This window comes from Pseudoalteromonas sp. PS5 (assembly GCF_004103255.1).
Lineage (GTDB): Bacteria > Pseudomonadota > Gammaproteobacteria > Enterobacterales > Alteromonadaceae > Pseudoalteromonas > Pseudoalteromonas peptidolytica.
Genome location: NZ_RCSQ01000115.1, coordinates 1 through 22,133, shown reverse-complemented (window position 1 = coordinate 22,133; position 22,133 = coordinate 1). Strand labels below are relative to the sequence as shown.

The 22,133-nt window shown below is 44.2% G+C and carries 18 protein-coding genes; all 18 read left to right on the top strand.

The annotated features are described in order from the left end of the window. Positions 1–4 precede the first annotated feature (4 nt). Complete coding sequence (locus D9603_RS14675) at positions 5–490, top strand: hypothetical protein (RefSeq protein WP_128731876.1); 486 nt, start codon at positions 5–7, stop codon at positions 488–490. Continuing rightward, a complete protein-coding gene (locus D9603_RS14670; protein ID WP_128731875.1) occupies positions 490–1,797 on the top strand; it encodes a hypothetical protein in 1,308 nt (435 codons plus the stop codon). The genes D9603_RS14675 and D9603_RS14670 overlap by 1 nt, the downstream gene beginning before the upstream one ends. Continuing rightward, positions 1,794–2,267 carry a hypothetical protein gene (locus D9603_RS14665; RefSeq protein ID WP_128731874.1) on the top strand — a complete coding sequence of 158 codons (474 nt, stop codon included), beginning with the start codon at positions 1,794–1,796 and terminating at the stop codon, positions 2,265–2,267. Before D9603_RS14670 ends, D9603_RS14665 begins: the two co-directional genes overlap by 4 nt. Beyond that, complete coding sequence (locus D9603_RS14660) at positions 2,268–3,023, top strand: prepilin-type N-terminal cleavage/methylation domain-containing protein (protein ID WP_128731873.1); 756 nt, start codon at positions 2,268–2,270, stop codon at positions 3,021–3,023. A gap of 2 nt (positions 3,024–3,025) precedes the next feature. Then, complete coding sequence (locus D9603_RS14655; RefSeq protein ID WP_128731872.1) at positions 3,026–4,456, top strand: prepilin-type N-terminal cleavage/methylation domain-containing protein; 1,431 nt, start codon at positions 3,026–3,028, stop codon at positions 4,454–4,456. Continuing rightward, a complete protein-coding gene (locus tag D9603_RS14650; protein WP_128731871.1) occupies positions 4,453–5,532 on the top strand; it encodes a hypothetical protein in 1,080 nt (359 codons plus the stop codon). Before D9603_RS14655 ends, D9603_RS14650 begins: the two co-directional genes overlap by 4 nt. Continuing rightward, entirely contained in the window at positions 5,523–7,979 is a 2,457-nt protein-coding gene (locus tag D9603_RS14645; protein WP_128731870.1) for a hypothetical protein, read from the top strand. Before D9603_RS14650 ends, D9603_RS14645 begins: the two co-directional genes overlap by 10 nt. A gap of 37 nt (positions 7,980–8,016) precedes the next feature. Next, on the top strand, positions 8,017–9,744 hold the full coding sequence (gene mshL / locus D9603_RS14640) for a pilus (MSHA type) biogenesis protein MshL (protein ID WP_128731869.1): 1,728 nt from the start codon (positions 8,017–8,019) through the stop codon (positions 9,742–9,744). After that, positions 9,741–10,688, top strand: coding sequence for a tetratricopeptide repeat protein (locus D9603_RS14635; RefSeq protein ID WP_128731868.1), 948 nt, complete (start codon positions 9,741–9,743; stop codon positions 10,686–10,688). Before mshL ends, D9603_RS14635 begins: the two co-directional genes overlap by 4 nt. Beyond that, positions 10,685–12,343: an ExeA family protein gene (locus D9603_RS14630; RefSeq protein WP_128731867.1), complete on the top strand. Its 1,659-nt coding sequence runs from the start codon at positions 10,685–10,687 to the stop codon at positions 12,341–12,343. The genes D9603_RS14635 and D9603_RS14630 overlap by 4 nt, the downstream gene beginning before the upstream one ends. A 9-nt stretch (positions 12,344–12,352) precedes the next feature. Further along, the gene (locus D9603_RS14625; RefSeq protein ID WP_128731866.1) at positions 12,353–14,011 is read left to right on the top strand and encodes a GspE/PulE family protein; all 1,659 of its coding nucleotides are present in this window, start codon (positions 12,353–12,355) and stop codon (positions 14,009–14,011) included. Then, positions 14,011–15,246, top strand: a complete 1,236-nt coding sequence (locus D9603_RS14620) for a type II secretion system F family protein (protein WP_128731865.1) — start codon at positions 14,011–14,013, stop codon at positions 15,244–15,246. The genes D9603_RS14625 and D9603_RS14620 overlap by 1 nt, the downstream gene beginning before the upstream one ends. A gap of 10 nt (positions 15,247–15,256) precedes the next feature. Next, a complete protein-coding gene (locus D9603_RS14615) occupies positions 15,257–16,018 on the top strand; it encodes a hypothetical protein (protein ID WP_128731864.1) in 762 nt (253 codons plus the stop codon). A gap of 70 nt (positions 16,019–16,088) precedes the next feature. Further along, positions 16,089–17,039 (top strand): sensor domain-containing diguanylate cyclase, encoded by a 951-nt coding sequence (locus D9603_RS14610; RefSeq protein WP_128731863.1) that lies wholly within the window; start codon positions 16,089–16,091, stop codon positions 17,037–17,039. A gap of 158 nt (positions 17,040–17,197) precedes the next feature. After that, positions 17,198–18,787, top strand: coding sequence for a peptide chain release factor 3 (prfC, locus tag D9603_RS14605; protein ID WP_128731862.1), 1,590 nt, complete (start codon positions 17,198–17,200; stop codon positions 18,785–18,787). Positions 18,788–18,811: 24 nt separating this feature from the next. After that, positions 18,812–20,554: an arginine--tRNA ligase gene (gene argS, locus D9603_RS14600; RefSeq protein ID WP_128731861.1), complete on the top strand. Its 1,743-nt coding sequence runs from the start codon at positions 18,812–18,814 to the stop codon at positions 20,552–20,554. A 117-nt stretch (positions 20,555–20,671) separates the two neighbouring features. Continuing rightward, complete coding sequence (pdxH, locus tag D9603_RS14595) at positions 20,672–21,313, top strand: pyridoxamine 5'-phosphate oxidase (protein ID WP_206644506.1); 642 nt, start codon at positions 20,672–20,674, stop codon at positions 21,311–21,313. After that, positions 21,279–22,082 carry a TatD family hydrolase gene (locus D9603_RS14590; protein ID WP_128731859.1) on the top strand — a complete coding sequence of 268 codons (804 nt, stop codon included), beginning with the start codon at positions 21,279–21,281 and terminating at the stop codon, positions 22,080–22,082. The genes pdxH and D9603_RS14590 overlap by 35 nt, the downstream gene beginning before the upstream one ends. Positions 22,083–22,133 lie beyond the last annotated feature (51 nt).

Below are 22,133 nucleotides of genomic sequence, written 5' to 3'. Positions count from 1 at the left end.
CAGTATGATTACTCGCATCAGCTTAGCGCTCATTTTGCTGTTATCTATCAGTTTGCCTGTAGTGGGATACCTACAGGCTTCTGCGGATAAAGCATTAAGATCAGAGCGTTTAGTTCTTTCTGAACTAATAAATCAACAACAGCAGCAAAAGCGCTATTTAGCTAAATTAGAGCAGCGAAAAAACTTCGACGCTGCGGTTACTAAGTTAACCGAGAAAGCAAGTTCATTAGGGCTTGGTGAGTCTAGTTTGCAAGCGTATAAAGTTAACTTCCGCCAAATGATCCCTATCGCCGAAATTGATGCTTATATGTCACAAACACATAGTCAGCCTGGGCGCTTTTATGTACCTCAAAATTTTCAGTTGAGTCGTGAAGGGATGAGCTTGTCTGGCAGTATCACAGATAGAGTGAAAATGCTGGAACACAGCCAAAATGAAGTACAAAACTTCTTACTGTCTTATAAAGGCACAGCATTGGTGGTACAGAAATAATGTCAAATAAGTATTTAGTTGAAAGCCATGGAAAGCTGGTCTTAATCGACGGAAAAAACTGGCAGACGCTAGAGCATAAAGGCGTAAATAACTTTGTCGGTACCTTGTCTGAAAACGTTCATTTGGTGACAGACTTTGCCACAACTGCGGCGTTTAAGCATATTCAGTGTGATTATAAATACGCTGAATTTATCTTATCCAAAGAGTTAAAAGACAGTGGTGAAATTGTAGGTAATGTGCAGTTGCTTGCGATCCAAAAAAACAAGCAAGCGCAAATGAACAACAGTGTGTTTTACGCACCGGTTAATCTAGAAACCTATAATCGTTATCAGGTGATTGCAGATAATACGTTACACAATACCCTGTTGTTTTCTTATTATCATCTCTACGCTAGCCTTGCGGCGACAAATAAAAGCAATCAGGTACGAGCTAGCTTCGTTGTCACAGAAAGTGATATTAGTATTTTACTCAGTCAAAAGGGTAAAGTGGTTGGCTTTGAGTCATTGCCTAAGGTGATGTTCCAAGGTGAAAACCGTATCGCAAGTTTGACCAATGCTTTGCGTACGCTTGAGCGCCAATTGCGTTTGAAGTCGACCTCAGTGTCGGTACATTTTTGGTTAGAACCAGACGCAAGTGTTGATTGGGCTGAAGCGCTTGCCAGTGAATTGCAACTTGATTTAGAGCCTGTCACAGCAACTCCTGTGATTGTTGATGGCCAGCCTATGTTTAGTTCACTAGCACCTCACTTGGATAGCTTATCGCTTAAGCATGCACTGAATCAAAGCGAGTCAAAATATCTTTATTTGGCTAAAAAAAGCTTGCCACTGGTGGCTAGCTTATTGCTGGCAGCAAATGCTTATATTGGCCTTCAATACTTCCAAGTTAGCGAAAGTCATCAACAGCTCAGCGCTCGAGTGCAGAGCATGCAAAGTACATTAACTGAGCAAATTCCAAGCAAAGTCATTCAGCAAAACGACTATCAGCTCTATTTGGATGATTTAGAGCGTATTCAGCATGCTTCTAAATTGCCCGGCTATCATGAAGTTCTCGCTGATATTGCAACGGCTATCCCACAAAACTCTGTGGTTTTTGATTGGATAAGTTTTGATTACCCAAAACAAACTGACGAAAACAAGCTTTTTATTAGTTTAGTGGGGACACAAACTGCGCAATCAGACGATCCAATAGAGCACTTTAACCAATTTGTTAAGTCACTCACAAGTCAAGGTTACAAGCTTAGAGATAGCTCGGTACAAACCAGCTTCAAAGGGGTTAGCTTTGCATTAGATTTGGAGCGTCCACTATGAGTAAAAAATTAGGATTAGCAGGCGTTGGAATGGCGCTCGGCGCATGTATTGTTACGGCGGTTGCGAATTGGTTAGCACCTGCTCAACTGTCTTTTAACGACCCAGTAAGAGTGCCGCCCTTACACACACTCAATTACTCTAAATTTGATGAGGAGCGGCTGCATGCGCTGTTGCCTATCCTCGACAAACAAATTGTGATAGCTGAAAACGATAAGGCATTGTCACTGGGTATGCTTGGCTACGTGGCAAGAGATGCCAACTTTGACTTACAAAGTGTGATTAACCAGCATAGCTTGAGCATGGTTTATAAGTCAGCAGATAAAATGTACGCAGTAGTCGATAACCAAGTGTATGAGCTTGGCCAGACCTTACCGTCTGGTGCAAAACTGGTTGATGTGCAAGATAGAACTGCGGTGTTTTATCAGCAAGGCCAGATGGCGCGGTTAAGCATGACTGGTGAGGCGCTATAAATGCCAAGTATCGGGGTAATAACACAGCGTAAAACCCGCGGCTTCACGTTGTTGGAGCTTGCGGTTTATATCATGGTTGTAGGGATCCTCATTTCTGTTGGCACTGGGATGATGATGAACAACAGTAAAAAGCCCGGAGTGCAGGCAACAAGTAGTAATGAAAAGCTTGCCGCCTCAGGCTCTAATCTCAGTTTAGATGCTTACGCAGCACCACTTTTGCTGTTTACGCAAACCCATTATCGCTTACCTTGTCCCGATACCAATAATGATGGTAGTGAAGATTGCCCTAATGCAGCAACGCCACCTGAATTATTAAAAGGTACTTTGCCTTTCACAACACTCGCGCTAGAGCAACGACCCGTTGATACTTTTGGCAATGCCCCATTTTATGCCGTTGATTTTGCATTGACTCAGTTAGTAGACAGCGCAACAAGCAGTTGGGATGGTGGGCGACTGAACCTCGATGATTTATGTGAAAAAACCAAGTCTCGTTATAGAGCTGCTATCAGTACCAACAGACTGTCGGTGATCCGAGCTAGGGGATTGAATTGTCAGGCTGCTGATGTTTTTAATCCAGCTTTTGTGTTGGTCTCAGGGGGCGCACAAGATTTGGACAATATAAACGGCATGCTGGATGGCGAAAATGGCAGTGGCAATAATTGCTACGAATTTTCAGGTCGTGAGAAGTCAGCACAGTATGACGATGTGGTGCACTTTGTGTCGATGGCAAACTTAATTTCGCAGGTATGTAATTAGTTATGGTTCGCAGTCAACTTAAGCGTATGCAAGGACTTAGCCTTGTTGAATTAGCAGTGAGTATGGCCGTTTTAAGCTTATTACTTGCAGCTATTTTACCTGTTATGACCTCTGGTATTGGTGCTGGAGGGAAAAGCGAAGACTCACCAACTTTATCAATCAGTGAGTCACGCTTACTACTTGATGAAATCGATGGGGCAATTTTAGGCTTTTTACAAACCCACCACCGCTTACCCTGTCCTGATATCAATTTAGATGGCCGTGAAGATTGTACGGTGCCGTCTGGGGTTACGGTAAATCCGACTGAGCACGGTGTCAGTGGCGATAACAAAGTGCATGTCGGTTATTTACCTGTCGCGGATTTGCAAATCGCACTTAATGCTGATGAAGAATGGCGTAGAGTGAGTATTGAATACGGCGTTTACAGACAGCAGCAAGACAGCAAAGATTTGGTCATCCAAGGCAATCATTATAGCCAAGTACCTGTAAACCACGAGCCCCTTTGTGAAGAGGGGAAAAGTGACTGCGCTGTGAATCGTTACCGTGTAGCTGATAGCAGTACCAGCTTATATTTTAGCTACTTAGGTAGAAGCTTTAATAAAACCAGCGACTCTGATGACCTACAGCAAAGTGATGGCTATCAAACTACAACCAATACCATCAACACGCTTGATTTTTGCCAGCAGCTAACAGCACTTGAGCGCGGCAATGAAATTAGTGATGTGCTCAGTGCCAAAAAAAATCAACGCTTATTTACAGAGCGTATCCAAGCAAAAAATGGGACAGCAGGGGTTATTTATCCCGCCTACGCACTGTCTATTTCTCGCTCACAAAAAGTACTTACGGGTGAAGGCTATTCTGAGCGAAATACCGATGATGTATTTGAATTTCAAGCAGAGTCGCGTACTGCAACGAATGAGTATGATGACACTACGCTCATTAAGTCATTTGCACAGCTAAATAGAGAGTTGAATTGCGGTAAGCGTCTTAGCCAAGCAAACACCTCTTTATTTAAAGGCATTGCACACATTGCCAATGAGAACATGTATCAGCTTCACCTAGCTAACTCTGAAATATATATGCTCAACACTGCAGAGGGGATAGCTCGACTGGAGCTTGATGAGATTTTTCTTAACTTAGACAAGCTTTTCAATATTGCGGCAATAAAGGATGCCACAGATGACATGATATCTTCTAAAGGCGGTGCTGCAGTGCCTGCGGGGTTTGCCTTGGCGCTTGCCGTTGCGGATCTTGTCAAAGTGCAATGGTATCTAGACACGAATACAACAGAACAAAGAGATGCTCGTGACACACTCAGTGCGGCACTTGAATATCATGACAAACTTATCCAGCGAGCTCAACTTGCCGGTACAACGATGCGAGCAGAGCTGCAAAAAGCACGTGAAATAGAGCAGGCAGGTCAAATCAAGTGAACAGTGTAAATTCATTTAAAAAGCAACAAGGCATTTCATTACTTGAGCTGGCGATATTGACGAGCCTGCTGGCTGTAATTGCAGGTATTGGCTTTGGTGCATTTAACAAACAGCAAACAAGAAATGACTATTTGGTCACTGAGTCGAGTATTTTTGCCGCTGAAGATATTTTAGTTAATTATTTACAAACCAATCTACGCCTCCCTTGCCCAGATACCAATCAAGATGGCAAAGAAGACTGTGGTTCTCGTTATGGTACCTTGCCTTACGAAACCTTAGGGCTTGATGGCGTAATTACAGACGCTTGGAATCAGCCTATTCGCTATCAGGTTAGCTCAGTGCTTAGCAGCACAAATGCGACGAATATGTATACCTTGTGTCAGCATATTAGAACTAATGAGGTTGCAAATGCTGGTCAAACCGGGTTTACCTTAATCAGCGGTGGCCTCAAGGATTATGACAATGGCCAGTTAAGCGATGGTAACGTCGATACTGTGAGTCAAGTTGGCTCCGAATTAATTTACAACAGGGAAAATACCTACCTTATTCCTGGAAAAACAGAGCGAGCTATCAGTGACGATAGAGCGGTAAGCAAAGGCTTGGTTCCGCTACTTGGAGAGCTAAATTGCACTGGATTGCTGGTTGCAGCCAATAGCATGGAAAGTCAAATTCGACTATTGGACATTCAAAGAGAAGCCTTTAACTCTACGATTGGAACACTAGACGGCACACTGAGTGACCTTTACATGGTACGAGTGAGTTCCGGTGTCAATATGGCAGTAGCAGCAGCGCAAGCCGCCTCTGCAGTTGCTGGTAATTTAGACGGCGCTGCTGATGCAACCAGTGGAGACCCTTCTACAATGAGTGCCGTTGCAGCGTCTGCAATCGATATAGCCGCGGCTGCAGTTGCGGTTGCCAGTTCAATTGAAGCGTTAGTGAATGCTGAAAAAACAGAAGACCGGGCGAAGTCGCAAAAAAGCAAAGTTCAGGAATATATTGGAAAGCTAAATTCTACCTGTAATACCTTAAGAACATTTACACAAGAACAAAAAGGGAGTGCAATTTCATGCGACTAAATCACGCAGGTTTTAGTTTATTTCCTTTAATGGTTACTCTGCTTACAATAACCGCAGGAGCGGTTGCGCTTAGCGCCGTGGTGGCAAAGCAAGATGAGCTAGATGTGGTATCACAACAAAAGCTATCTGCTGAGCGAGTGAATGAAGCAATCAACGGTTTTATTGCTATTCACCACAGGTTACCTTGTCCGGATAGTTCCGACTCAGACGGCCTTGAAGATTGTGCCTTGACGAGCACCGAAGGTTTAGTCCCGTATAACACCTTGGGGCTAACAAAGCGCGATGTTCGAGGATTAAATTATGCGCCATACCGTGATTCGCTGAACGGGCAACGCTTTGATTTAGCGTCTTCGAATGAGCAGGTTCGTAAAGTAAACTTTGAAGGAGGCATTCCTCAAGACGTTACCGTGTCTGATGTACCACCAGATGACACGCAACCAGAAACCTATACACCAGACCCTAACGTAGCCCATAACCAAAATGTTCAAGCGCAATTAGACGCGTTTAGAGCTGGTATCATCGTTAATAAAGCTTATAAATACAGTAGCGATGCGGACAAGCAAGGTGACGCAATTGCCAATGAAATCAACCAAAGCTATATCTCTAAACTTGCATCTGAGCGCAGAGTAAAAATCACCTTATTGGATGGTGATACGAACAAAGCGGATGACTTCTCGGAAAACTCTTCGGTATATAAGGAAGTAACACAAGCTGAGGCTAGACTTCACAAAGTGGTAGACTTTCATGAGTACTACCAAAAATTAGGTGAAGTGAGTGGTGATGCTAACCAAATCGTAAACACCTTGTTGACTCGCTCAGATATGTCGATTGCTGAGGTCAACGCACAAAGAGCAGAGCTTGAGCAATTAATCGATCAATTTAATCAAGAGGTGAGTAGCTACAACGGGATAACCAAATCTGACGCAACGTTAAACAATTACTATAAGCAAGGGTTTACCAGCTTGGATAGTTACGCAATTGCAGCTGACCAATTGACAGATTTGAACTCTAGTAATGAAGCATTGATCCGTACCGCGATGAATCAAGCAGCCATGGATTTTGCAAATAAAAGCACGCGAGCGTCAAGTACATTATATGAGGGCTTTAGTAAAGCGCTTAGCGACGTGCGTGGTCAAGTAGACGATTATTATACGGGGAAAATAAAAGAAAAATCGGGGGATGATGTCACTGAACGTGATGTTAAAGGTGACTTTAAATCTCGTGCCGAGTTATTTGATTACACCCTACCAGACTCACCCACTGCTGCAGAGCAAGAGAAAAAAGCAAATTATGACAAACTCAAAGGCCTTTATACTCGCCTTGATAATGTCATGACCAAGCTATTTCGCGATACATTCCAGCGCTCAGATGGTGTGATCACAGAGTTTGAAGATGCGTTTAGGTCAGATCAAGCTGAGGTTGACAAGTACGAGAGCAACAAAGACTCACCAGCCCACGTTTGTGAGCAGATGGCTGAGCAGTACAAAGACCCTAAATATGGGTTTAGTGTTGCAGAATGTAAAGTGCAGGAACAAGCAGGCAACCTATTAAGTTACCTTGATAAAGTGGCAAAAGCTGGTGCGACAGCTCCTGATACTACCGATGAGAGTGATTCACCTTATGATTACCCTGTACTCACAAACTTGGGAGATTTTTGCTATAAGCTTGCACTGCTGGACTGGGTAGATAATTCAAAACCGAATAATATTTTTAAATCATCAATTGAGCAAAATGTTGGGAATAGCTTATATACATCCCTTAATAGTGCAGGTTTCCAACCAGCGCTGCGGATGAATTTTGCATCTCAGCAGTCGCTTGCCTATGTACTAATCAGGCTTGGAAACAACCAGCGCTTGGATAGCCGAAGTCGACTTGTAAATAACAATGGATTGTTCGCTTCAGAAGCGCAAGCACATTCGAATACCTATGATGATACGACCGTACCCGTTTCAGTTTCTAACCTGAGCACGCAATTAGGTTGTCCAGCATTACTTGAAACCTATCGTTCAATTGAGCAAACCATTGCAAGCAGCGTGCTGACTTACAACGACGCCAGTGGGGTATTGGTGTCAGCAAACAGAGCTGAAGCTCAAGCTATTGCAGATATGGCAATGGCACCAGCAAAACTTGCTTCAACGGTCGCAACGACAGCTGCTTCAGGGGTTAAATCAGGTGCCAAGTTTGCCGCATGTGCAGCCTCCTTAGGTCTTGCCGTGAATATGTGCGTCTCAGCAGGTATGCAAGTAGCTGCAACGGTAAGCTACGGCTTAGCAGCGGCGGCAGATACTGCCGTAATTGGATTGACAGCAAAGCAACTTCACGAAGCTAAGAAGAGCGTATCTAGCTCGGAAAAGGCGAAAAAAAATGCACGTAATGTAGTTCAGCTAGCAATCGATAATGCAGCGATTTTAGATGCCAATGGCGGCCTAAAAGAATTAAACAATTAATCACCAATTTCAATTAAAACGACTTAACGAGAATTTTATGAAGTTAACTCATTCTGCTATAAAAATGACCATGATATCCGCTACGTTTGTGTTAGCAGGATGTACTGCCAATGCGCCACGTCATCAAGTCGACCTTAGCAAGTCTTATCATAAAGAGCAGCCAGAAGCACATGAGCTGATCGCAGAACAGTCTCGCAGCGCTTGGGAGCGTATGCAGAAGCTAAGAGCAAGCCTAGAAACACAAGCATTAGATGAAGCAACACAAAGCATAGTAGAAGTACCAGAGTTTAATCCACTTGATGAAGTTAAGGTTACTTTGTCGGTTGAGAATGCGGCACTACACCAAGTGCTGAAAGTATTTGCAGGTCAAACTGGATTGAACTTATTGGTACATCCAAACCTACTCAACGCTGATTACTTAATTAGCATGGAGTTTAAAGACGTGAGTGCGTCTATGGTGTTTGATCAAATCATGCGTATCGCAGATGTTTCTGGCGCTATTGAAAACAATACTATCATCGTCAACCCGATGGAAGACGCGGTATTTAACTTAGCGTTTATGGAGTCTGACGTAGAAAGTACTTTTGCCACTGGCGGCGACGTGTTGGGTGGCAGTAGTAATGGCGGTCAAAATGGTGGTTCAGGTGGGTCTGGTAACAACCAGATCAAAGGTGAGTTCTCTATTTCTGGCGTTGCAATGCCAAACTCAAACCCTTATGACGCCCTAGAGAACATGCTGCAAAAGCTTGTTGGCAGTAACAGCAGCGATATTCTTGCAGGCACCATTGCGGGAGCAAGCACCATGGCTGAAGTAGGCAAGCTATCTCGCCTTGGTAGTGCCGTGCGCAACGACCTTGCAATGTACTCACTCAATCGCACCACAGGTACGCTATTTGTAAGAGCAAAGCCGTCGGTAATGAAGACGGTTAAAACATTAGTGAATAACTATGAGCAAGTTCATAGCGGTCAATTATTGATAGAAGCACAAATCATTGAAGTGAACCTTAGTGATGATTTCCGCTGGGGCGTGGATTGGAGCATTTTACGTGATGATATTGCTAGTGCTTTCTCGGCAGGTACCCGCAGCGTATCAGAAGCGGTTGGCACGTTTGGTAACCTTTCTCAAGGTGCGCGTGGTATTACGTTAACGACCCCACCAATGGGCGGCTCTGGTACTTCAGACTTTTCTTTCCACAAATCAACGGGCAGTACATTAGTTGCTATTGATATGATGCAAAAGTACGGCGATGTTGGCGTGCTATCTAACCCGACAATTCGTGCGAAGCATGGCCAGCCTGCGATCATCAGTGTGGGTACATCATCAACGTATATTTCAGACACGCGTATCACGACGAATGGCACGGGTACAGGACTTTCGACTACTCAGGAAGTTCAAACGCGCCAAGTATTTGATGGTTTAATGGTTGGTGTGGTGCCATTCATTGCAAAAAATGGTGATATCAACCTGTCTATCCACCCTGTACAAAGCAAAGTAAATCCGTTGAGCCTCGGTTTAGTAGAAGCGGGTGCTGATGTGAAAGTGACCCTGCCTGAGGTTGAATTAAAGTCGATGTCGACTCAGCTACAGGTGAAAAATGGTAACACTATCATTATGGGTGGTTTGATTGACCAATCAGACTTCCGTAACGAATCAGAAGTTCCAGTGCTAGGCAGTCTACCAGTACTTGGTAACCTGTTTAAGAAAAAGAGCAACGGCACAGGAGTTCGTGAGCTGGTGCTAGTACTAAAGGTTAACCTGATTTGAGTCTAATTTTTGATTCACTCAAGGCGCTGGAGTCAACGTCATCGTCGACGCCAGCAGCTTTGTCCTCAACGACCAACACTCGCTTGACCAAAGCGCTAGTGCCTGTTTGCGTACTAGGAGCACTAGGCGCGGCGTATATGCTTTGGGATTGGCAGAGTACCAGTTTGGTGCCAGCTGCCACGACAGCAGATACCAAGGTGAGGGAGGACACGCAACTATCAAAGGATTATGGTGCTAAACCTGACCCTTCGATAGTGGTGCAGCCGAGTGATGTGAATGCAGCAACAACAGGTGTCGCGCAAGAGTTGCTGTTGCAAACTGAATCGCCTTCGAGTGCGCATGCGTTGGAGTCTCAAGAAGCGGAAAAAAACATAGAGCAAGTTGCCGCGCTTGCTGAGCCAAAAACGCCACGTCTAGCGGTGAGCACGGTTGACACCGACGTGTCAGATATTGATGCGCAGCAACCTCAAAATGCCAATACTAGAGCACAAACAGAGGTGGTAGAGACACCTATTTTAGTGAAGCCTGAGGTGAAAATTGATTTAAATATCAAGGCTCAAGCAAAACAGTCACTCGCTCAGCGTTTTGGCGATATTCGCCGTGCGATGCAATTACAAGATTGGGAAAAACTAAGCATACTACTGCAAGAGTATGATGCTGATTTATCAGCAACGAGCCCATTTATTACCAAGGCGTGGGCATATATGTATATGCAGCAGGCAAATTATCAGCAGGCAATTAGCTACTGGCAAAAAGCGATTTATTTAGTGCCAACAGATGAACAGTCAAGAATGAACCTTGCCGTTTGCCAGATGCAGCTCAAGTCGTATGACGAGGCTCGAGCCTTACTAGAGCAAGGGTTCAAGGAAATAACCTTGCAAAACCGCGCGCGCGATTTATTGTCGCGTTTGCGTTATCTACAGTCTCTTCAAGTATCATCATGACACGATTGCAGTTTCCCATGCCAGCGATGGATCATCATATAGAGCGCCTCGGGATGACACATCACCCGTTTCCGGCGGTACCCGATGGTAATCATTATTACATGCACGATACCCTGCAAGCATTACTGCATGAAGTCTTGTTTACGCTCAATCAGCGACGTGGTTTTGTGGTGATCACAGGCGAAGTGGGATTGGGTAAGTCGACCTTTAGTCGAGTGTTACTCCAAGAGCTTGCCACTTTGCAAGCGGCAACGGCACTGGTGCTCAATAGTGTGGTGCAAGAGACTGCTTTACTTGAGCAAATCATCGTGGATTTTGGTTTAACGCCATGCTCAAAAGAGATGCCGGAGTTACTACAGCAGCTCAATCACTTTTTACTATCAAATAAAAAGAATGCCGTGACTTCTGTCGTTGTGATTGACGATGCACAAAATCTGTCAGCCGCGAGTCTAGAGTTGATCCGGTTGCTAACCAGCTTCGAAACCAGTTCCGAAAAATTACTGCAAATAGTGCTGTTGGGACAACCAGAGTTACAAGACACGCTGAATACTAAGTCGATGCGACAACTTAAAAGTCGTATTGCGTTATCTCGTCAGTTTTTGCCGTTATCTAAGGCTCAAATGGCGCAATATATTAAATATAAAACCCAAGCGTCAGGGTGTGATGCGCTGCAAGTATCTCGCTTAGCTTTGGCCTTGATATACCGAGCAACTCGCGGGGTGCCGCGATTAGTAAATCTATTAATGGATAGAGTGCTGATTGTGTTGGCGGCTAAGCAAACGTCTGTGGTCAGTCGTGATATTATTCGTCTTGCGATTGTCGATGTTGGTGAAGCGTTCTTTTATTATCGCAGTAGCAAAAAAAAGATAATCCTTGGCTGTATTTATACCACAGTGATAGTTTCAGCAGCCTTTTTGGCGAGCAAGTTTGCTGTGATTGATAAGGTCAAAGGCCACTATGATAATTGGCTGCAAAGTGATGCGCGGCAAGTCACACCAAGCGAGCCCAACGCGTTTTTAATACTTGACTCCACCAATACAACAGTAAGTGAGCCTGAGCGGGTTCCCTTATCGATTAACAAGTCTGAAGTGAAACCAGCGCCACAGTTGAGTGTGGTCACTGATGCTGCGCCAGCAGTCATTGACATTACTCCCACCACAGCGGGTAATGGCACTACAACAACGTCTAAGAATGAGAGAGCTGAGCGTGCGCTACAAGAACTCACTCAGCGTTTACTACCTGAACAGGAAGGATTATCACTGTGGCAGCTTTATGCAAAAGAAGACATTTTAGCAGCGCTGGCTGCGCAAAACAGCACCATTATCATCAATTGGTTGCAACGTAGCGGCAACTTACAGGTGGTGTCATTTCCTCTACATGCCGTTTCTGAGCAAGGGCAAGCAGTGTGCTTTGCCGTTAAACATGAATGTATTTTTACCTGGTCAGGTTTATCTTCGCTACAAGGGGAGTTGAGCAACATGCAAATGGCGCTAGCAAACGCAGGTTTGTACGGTGGAGACATTGACGGCATGTTGGGCGTACAAACACTTGGGGCGATTAAGAAGTTACAGTTTGTATTGGGGCTACCAGCCACAGCCAGTTTAGATCAAGCAACCTTGTTTGCACTTTATCATATTCAATTTTTTAGAATTTAGAGATTTTTCATGACACAAGAAATGAAGACCCTAGCGGAATTATTACTCAGTGCAGGGGCTATTAAACAGGATGAACTCGATTTTGCACTGCAAGAGCAAGTGATCACTGGCGAAAAGTTAAGTGAAGTACTAGAGCGTAATGGCTTTGTAAGTCAGCGTGCGCTGGCTCAACAGCTGGCAACATTACTAAAGCTACCTTATATTGACCTAGCTCACTATATTCCTGAACCTGAAGCATTAAAAAAGTTTAATTTTAACTTATGTAAAGGTAGCCAGTTTATTCCATTAAAATGTGATGAGCGCACCCTAACGATTGCAACGAGTAATGAGAACATAGACGGTCTACGGGCGCTTGTATACAAATATTGCCAGCTACATTTAGACATCCACCTTGCAGAAAAGGGGGTGATCCAAAAGCTGTTACATAACCACTACTTTTACCTGAATAACCCAGTAGAAAAGATTCTTCAAGACGAAATCGACCACCTTATTGCCGATAAAGAGTCTGTGCGCACGCTAGACACGTTGCTAACTAACATTCTACGTTTTGCGGTTAAAAAACGGGCGACGGATATTCATATCCGACCAATGGAAAAAAGCATTAGTGTGGCATTTCGTGTTGACGGGGTAATGCGCTCAGCATTTGCATTACCTAAAGAGCTCAGCCGCTTAACCTCAACGATAAAAATGCGTGCATCAATGGATATTGCTGAGCAGCGTTTACCGCAAGATGGCAGCTTTGAAGTTGTGGTGAATGGCTTGAGTTATGATATCCGTGTATCGACGCTTGGGTGTCCTTACGGAGAAAACTTAGTGGCGCGTATTTTACCAAGAGAGGTGGAACTGCGTAGTTTGTCACAACTGGGCTTTTTACCTGAGCACCTTGGGTTGATTGAAAGTATGTTTAACAAGCCTTCTGGAATTATCTTACTTACCGGTCCAACCGGCTCGGGTAAAACCACTACGCTGCATGCTGGCTTGAGCAGTTTAGATATGCTCAAGAAGAATATTGTCACGGTTGAAGATCCGATAGAGTACCGTTTACCACTGGCTAGACAAACTCAGGTCAATGAAAAAGCCGGGTATGGTTTTGCTGATGCAATTAGGCACTTCCTCCGCCATGATCCAGATGTCATTTTAGTCGGTGAAATCCGTGATAATGAGACCGCGCATACCGCTGTGACCGCGGCTGAAACCGGTCACTTGGTATTATCAACATTACACACCAATGACGTGATGGGAGTAATCCCAAGATTGCGCTCACTCGATATTAGTAACCACATGATTGCTGACTCTCTCGTCGGCGTGGTATCTCAGCGTTTGGTGAGAAAAAATTGCCGCCACTGTAGCGAAGAAGTCCAAAGCACAGCAGAAGAAATGCAGTACTTGGGTCTGGATAAGCCCGCTGTACTGTCTAAAGGTGTCGGATGTGAGGCATGTGGCCATACTGGTTTCTTAGGACGTGTGCCTGTCTATGAAATTATGTCAGTAGACAAATCGCTATGTCACCTCATTGAGTTAAATAAGCCAGTGTCAGAGCTATATGCACATGCAAAAGCGGGTAACTACGTGTCTATGCACAGTGTTGCTACCAGCTTAGTGTTAAATGGTACGACGACGGTTGATGAGCTGCAAAACTTAGTTGCTAAAGAAGTGGAGTACAACTAATGGCGTTATTTAAATATAAAGTCATTGACCGCGATGGCCAAGCAATGAAAGGGGTGGCTGAGCTGCCTTTTGATAACCCAATTTCTGCCCATGAATATTACGAACGAAAGGGCTGTGCCGTTATTGCATTAGAGCCGGTAAACGCAGTATGGCAACCTTTTTATGCGCTATCAAACTGGTCGACAAAGCGCAAAATTAAAAAGTCGGAAATTGCAGACTTTTTACGAAACATCGCGGTTATGCTTAAAGCTGGTATTCCTATTATTAGTGCACTTCAAGATGCTGCTGAATATGCGGAAAACCCAGCGCTTAGAACTATTGCGGATGAATTAAGAATGGCATTAGAGTCTGGCAACAGTTTGTCATCCGCAATGGAAAAGCAAGGCGAAGTATTTCCTGACTCAGTGCTATATCTGTGCCGTATTGGTGAAGAAACTGGCTTACTCGACCAAACATTGCTAAATGCGGCGGAACATATTAACCGCATTGGTCGTATTAATGTGGATGTGAAAAAAGCACTGATCTATCCAGTTGTGGTGTTATTCGCAACTTTACTGGCCTGTGTGTTTTGGATGTATTACACCGTCCCATCTATGACAGAGCTATATCAGCAAATGCAAGTTGAGCTGCCTGCCATTACGCTGATGGTGATGAATATCTCGGATTCACTGCGTCATGACACGCTTTATTACATCGCGGCAATTATCGCGGTGTTTTTTCTGATCTCGGTGGCTTATAAAAAACATCGAGGGTTTAAATATTGGGTTTCAAAGCTCGCACTTAAGATCCCCGTTGTGGGTAAATTGATCCGTTATTCAAATATGGCCTTTGTGTTTGAATACTTTTCGCTGTTGGTGCGCTCAGGAGTGGATATCTATAAATCTCTTGGAGTAATTGCCGCGGCGGTACCCAACGAAGTTTATAAAGAAAATATAAAACTGATTCAACAAGGGGTCGCCAAAGGTAATAGCTTGTCGGATGAATTTAAACGAACTAAGTCGTACCCTAACTTTATCATCAGGATGCTGATGACAGGTGAACGCAGCGGTAAGCTGGAAGATCAAGCGCGGTTTATCTCTGATGAATATACAACCCGTGTTAATGACACCATAGATAAACTAAAGACCTTAGTTGAACCTGTGGCAATTTTTTTAGTGGGAGGATTTATGATATTCATTATCGGCGCGCTATTCCTGCCAATTTATAACCTAATCGGCAATATCGGTAATTTCTGAGTTTAGTACTATGAATTTATTAAAGTTTAAAACTGTGGTTGCAGCGTCATTAGTGGCCCTTTCAGGGGTAGCGCAAGCGGAAGTGGAGCTAGTATTCAAGTCCGGTCTTGGGCAGCAAAGCTTCAAGATTAAAGGCCATACCATGCGTATGGATAACGCAGCACAGTATCAGCTATTTGATGCCTTGAAAAACAAACTATATGTCGTTACACCAACGTCAAAAAGCTACATGGAAATGAGCAATAACATGTTTGGTGACTTGTCTGCTTTGTTGACAAAGCAAGAGGCTGAATTAAAAAAATTACAAAGCCAAGAGGGGTTAGAGAATGTAGCTCATCTTGAAACGGCAAAAAATGCGTTACGCATGGCTGAGCAACAAATCAAACAGCTCAAGAGCAATGGCAGTAATCAATTAAAAAAGCTAAACCAGCGTGCACGGATTAATGGTATCAGTTGTGAGCTTTATGAGTTTAGCGTGGCCATGCTACAGCAACAGGTATGCTTTGCTGACATCGCCGATATTGGCTTATCAGCTCAACATGCCGCTGTGTTTAATCGCTATCAACAGTATGTTGGCAGCCTCTCTGGTTATACCATGCCAACGCTTGAGAATAAGATAAGTATTGATGTTTCACCTTTGGGTAGTCAACCCGGGCAGCAATCATCGTCACAGTTTGTGCGGGTGAAAGAAGTGAACTTTCCAGCTAAGCAATTTAGTATCGATCCAAGCTATAAAAATATGATGGATATTCCTGCTTTGTCACGGAAGTAAGCCGTAAAATTGAAATTTATTCTAAGCGAATTATTATTAAGGGCACCGAGGTTTTTAGCAAGGCAACTGTGTGCCCTACTCAGATCTATTTAAACGTGATACAACGCAAGAGGCGTTAGTCAAGTGGCAAAAAACAGTCGACTTGTTAGCGAAAATACTCTCAGCGCCTGCAGCATTTGTGGTACAAAAAAAACAAGACGGTTTTTCCGTCATGATTTCCAGTGCACAAACGCAAAATCCTTATCCCGCTGGTGGCTTTATTCCCCAAGAAACCAATATATTTTGTAAGCATGTCTTAGCTAACAATCGCAATCTTTACGAGCAACACGCCAGCTGCAATGCCAAATGGTATGATAACCCTGAAGTCGCCGAAGATGGCTTTGAATCTTATTTAGGCGTGCCCATTCACTGGCCGAATGGTAAGTCATTCGGCACTTTATGTGTAATGGACTTTAAGCCAACCGATTACGCTCCATCAATGATTGAATTTGTTGAGCACCTGCGCGATATGCTCGAAGATGACCTCGTCATGATTGAGCGTTACAGCAAAATCAAAGCGATTGCGATGCAAGACCCTTTAACCGAAGTATTAAATCGCCGAGCGACAGAACTGCTTGGTGAACATAAACGTGACATCGCATTTAAGCTTGGCGCGTCGTTATACTGTATTTTTTTAGATTTGGATGGGTTCAAGCCTATCAATGATAGCTATGGTCATGAAGTTGGTGACCAAGTATTGCAATGCTTAGGTAAAGCGCTCAAGGCAATAAGCGGTGAAGATGACATCATTGGGCGTTATGGCGGCGATGAGTTTCTGGCTATTGTACAACGAGGTAGTGAAGAGGCGGTAAACGACTTTATTTATCAAAGCGAAGCTGCATTTTACCAAGCATTAAAGGTACAGCAGTTACCCAAGTGTGGCTTTTCGGCGGGATTTGCCAAGTGCGACAGTAAATTTGAAAGCATGGCGAGCTTGTTCTCACGTGCCGACAAGCAAATGTATCAACAAAAGCCACGCTAGTGCACAGTGACTTGGGTTGAGATGATGGATTTTTACTGTGAAAATTATGGTCATCAAGTTGTTAAAATGGCCAAGATCAGAGAGAATATAGCAATCTTTGTTCGAATTTAGCGTGGCCGAGTTTTGGTTCGGTTACCAATGCCATAAGTAGAATTTCAATGTCAAATATGAGTATTTTGCAGGAAGTGTCGCGCAGACGCACTTTCGCGATCATTTCACACCCTGATGCGGGTAAAACCACCATTACCGAAAAAGTACTTTTATTCGGAAAGGCGTTACAAAAAGCAGGTACAGTTAAAGGCCGAGGTTCAAACCAACACGCCAAGTCTGACTGGATGGAAATGGAAAAAGAACGTGGTATCTCGGTAACCACTTCCGTGATGCAGTTTCCGTATAATGATGCCTTAGTCAACCTATTGGATACTCCTGGGCACGAAGACTTCTCGGAAGATACATATCGTACGTTAACTGCGGTTGACTCATGTTTGATGGTGATCGATGCGGCAAAAGGTGTAGAGGATCGTACTCGTAAATTAATGGAAGTTACGCGTTTACGTGACACGCCAATTGTTACCTTTATGAACAAGTTGGACCGTGATATTCGTGACCCGATGGAGCTACTTGATGAAGTAGAAACCGAGCTGAACATCATGTGTGCGCCAGTTACTTGGCCAATTGGCTGTGGTAAAGAGTTTAAAGGTGTATATCACATTCACCGTGATGAAACGATTTTATATCAAACCGGTCAAGGACATACAATTCAAGACAAGCGTATCATCAAGGGGCTTGATAACAGCGAACTTGATGCGGCTGTAGGTGAAAGCCTCGCAGAGCAGCTGCGAGAAGAGCTTGAGCTGGTCATGGGGGCTTCACACGAGTTTGACCAAGAGCTGTTTTTAACGGGCGAACTCACTCCAGTGTTTTTTGGTACGGCACTGGGGAACTTTGGTGTTGACCACATGCTTGATGGCTTAACCGAGTGGGCACCTACGCCACTGCCGCGTCAAACAGATGAACGTGAAGTAAAAGCGGACGAAGAAAAGTTCTCTGGTTTCGTGTTTAAGATCCAAGCAAATATGGATCCAAAACACCGTGACCGTATTGCCTTTATGCGAATTGTGTCGGGTAAATATACTCAAGGCATGAAAATGAATCATGTGCGTATTGGCAAACAAATCAGTATTGCAGATGCGGTAACCTTTATGGCAGGTGACCGTGAGCGTGCCCAAGAAGCCTTCGCGGGTGATATTATCGGTCTACATAACCATGGCACAATTCAAATCGGTGATACCTTTACCCAAGGGGAAACGCTTAAATTTAGTGGTATTCCAAACTTTGCACCGGAGTTATTCCGCCGTATTCGCCTAAAAGATCCATTGAAGCAAAAACAGCTACTCAAAGGTTTAGTGCAGCTTTCTGAAGAGGGTGCTGTACAGGTGTTTAGACCGCTTATCAACAACGACTTGATTGTTGGCGCGGTTGGTGTGCTGCAGTTTGACGTGGTTGTAGCGCGTTTGAAGTCTGAGTATAACGTTGATGCGATTTACGAGAGCGTAACAGTACAAACAGCACGCTGGGTAAGCTGTGATGATGAGAAGAAAATGGCTGAGTTCCGTCGTAAGTGTGAACAAAACTTAGCATTAGATGGTGGTGACAACCTCACGTACATCGCTCCAAGTCGCGTGAATTTGAATTTATCTATGGAGCGTTACCCTGACGTGAAGTTCCATGAAACTCGTGAACACTAATCGCTGCGCATTAAAGGAAAACAAATGAACATTAAAAGTATTTTGATTGAAAAGGCCAATGCAGCGATGCAAGCGGCTGGTATCCCTGAAGGTACAAACCCTGCGGTAACACAAAGCACGCGTCCACAGTTTGGTGATTACCAAATTAACGGTGCAATGGGAGCTGCAAAAGCATTAAAAACCAACCCGCGAGAACTGGCGCAAAAAATAATCGATAACTTAGACGTTACAGATCTTGCGGATAAAACAGAAATAGCAGGCCCAGGTTTTATTAATATTCACCTCAAACCTGAGTTTTTAGCTACAAGCCTTGAAGCGGCAAATACGGGTGCCAAGCTAGGGGTTGCAGAGCATGCGACACCTGACAAAGTCGTTGTGGACTTTTCTTCGCCAAACCTAGCTAAAGAGATGCACGTCGGTCACCTGCGCTCAACTATTATTGGTGATGCCGTTGTACGCGCCCTTGAGTTCCGTGGTGATACCGTTATTCGCCAAAACCACATGGGCGACTGGGGTACCCAGTTCGGTATGCTAATCGCGCACTTAGAAGATTTGTTAAACCAAGGCGTTGATCTAGAAAATGTCGCACTTGCCGATTTAGAAAGCTTCTATCGTGATGCTAAAAAGCGTTTTGATGACGAAGCAGGTTTTGCCGATAAAGCCCGTGATTATGTAGTCAAACTACAAAGTGGTGATGCACATTGTAAAAAGCTATGGCAAATGTTTATCGACACGTCTGTTAAGCACTCAGAAGAAGTATACGGCAAGTTAAATGTTACGCTAACGCGTGATGACATCATGGCGGAAAGTGCCTACAACGACCGTCTTGCAGGTGTTATTACGCTACTAAAAGAGAAAGGCATTGCAGTAGAAGATCAGGGCGCTCAAGTTGTATTCCTTGATGAACTAGCAAATAAAGACGGTGAACCTTCTGTATTTATCGTGCAAAAATCAGGTGGTGGCTTCTTATATTCAACCACTGATCTTGCCGCCTGTGATTACCGCTCAAATGAGCTAGATGTTGACCGCATCCTAATTTTTGTTGATGCGCGTCAAGGGTTACACTTTAACCAAGTTGAGATCACTGCACGTAAAGCTGGGCTACTTAAAGATAAAACCAGCTATGAGCCAAGCTTGTTCGGTACTATGATGGGTAACGATGGTAAACCATTTAAAACCCGTACAGGTGGCACCGTTAAGCTATCGGATTTACTCGATGAAGCGGTAAGCCGAGCAACTGAAAAGCTTGCTGACAGAGCCTCTGATTTATCAGATGAAGCACGCCAAGAAATCGCTCGTAAGGTAGGGATCGGTGCGGTGAAATATGCTGACTTATCAAAGCATAGAACCAGCGACTATATCTTTAACTGGGATACAATGCTGAGCTTTGAAGGGGCAACAGCGCCATACTTACAGTATGCTTATACTCGCGTTCGCAGTATCTTCCGCAAAGCAAATGTCGATAGCACAAGTCTAACTGGTCGCATCCAAATTCAAGAGCCACAGGAAAAGGCACTTGCGCTTAAACTACTGCAACTGGAAGAAGTGCTTGATCTGATGATCAGCGAAGCGACTCCACACGTACTATGTAGCTACTTATATGAGCTTGCCAGCTTGTATATGACATTCTATGAAGCGTGCCCAATTTTGAAAGAGGACGTGGCAGCAGAAGTACGCGAAAGCCGTCTGTTGCTTTGCAATCTAGTAGCTAATTCACTGAAAACAGGTCTAGACCTGCTAGGTATTGAAGTGATGGAGCAAATGTAAGTTCGTTTTAACTTGCATTAAGGTATACTAGAAGCCGCTTTATAGCGGCTTTTTTATACCAATTAGCTTCTTCATGATAAGCAAAAAGTAGGTGAAATCGGTATTATTAAGGAAATTGTGATGAAACTTGAAGATATTCGTAGAGAGTACACCAAAGATGGTTTGCGTCGTGAGATGCTAAAGGACACGCCAGTCGCGCAATTTGAACTGTGGCTTGAGCAGGCAATTGAAGCTAAATTTGCAGATCCCACGGCGATGGTAGTTGCAACTGTAGATGAAGATGGGCAGCCATCTCAGCGCATAGTATTGCTCAAACATGTTGATGAAAATGGCTTTGTCTTCTTTACTAATACCGGCTCAAGAAAGGCGCAAGAGCTAAAACAAAACAACAAGATCTGTTTGCATTTCCCATGGCATGAGATTGAGCGTCAGGTAATTGTTTATGGGGAAGCACAACCATTGCCAACTAGCCGTGTTGCCAAGTATTTTTTGTCACGGCCTAAAGAAAGCCAGCTTGCTGCATGGGCGTCTCAACAATCACGCCCGGTATCATCGCGTCAAGCATTAATGCAAACTTTTAGTAGCATGAAAGACAAGTTTGCTAAAGGCGAAATACCACTTCCTGATTTTTGGGGCGGTTATTGTGTTGTGCCCACCAAAATTGAGTTTTGGCAAGGGGGAGAACACCGCCTTCATGACCGTTTTATGTATGTGAAACAAGCTGATGGCAGCTGGGAAATTGAGCGACTCAACCCATAAACTTGCTTTTGTAGATAGCCACTGCCACCTTGATTTTAGTGAGTTGGCAGCGGGCTTAGCCACGCATATAAAAGCCGCCCAAAGCGCGGGGGTTGAACGTTTTATAGTACCAGGTGTTACGCTTACTCAGTCGCAACGACTGCTTGAATTTAAAACTAAACACCTAGAATGCGCGATTGCAGCGGGTCTGCATCCTTATTTTATCGACAAACACCACGAAGGTGATATGGCAAAACTTGCCCAGCACGCCAAGCTTAACCGTGCACAGCTGTGTGCCATTGGAGAGTGTGGCATAGACGCTACTTGTGAAGCGCTAGCGCAGCAAGTTTCGCTCTTTGAAGCGCATGTTAGGCTGAGTAATTTGCTTGAGTTGCCACTTATTGTCCACCACCGTAAGAGTCATCATCTGATAGCCGCAGTGTTTAAGCGCATTAAGCCAAAATTTGGTGGGGTGATCCATGCTTTCTCAGGCTCAAAACAACAAGCTGAATATTATATCAGTCAGGGTTTTAAGCTTGGAGTTGGAGGGACTATCACGTATCCAAGGGGTGAAAAAACAGCACAGATCATCTCACAATTGCCACTTGAAAGCTTAGTACTAGAAACCGATGCTCCATCCATGCCGCTGAATGGGTATCAAGGAAAGGTTAATACGCCCAAACGCATAGTTGAAGTATTTGAAAAGCTCTGTGAATACCGCCCTGAAACACCAAACTTGTTGGGTGCCATGCTTTATCAAAATACCAAACAATTATTTGGTATAAGTTGACAATGCTGGCATAAACCAAGGTTGAGGCTGTAATACCAATTTGCTTAATTA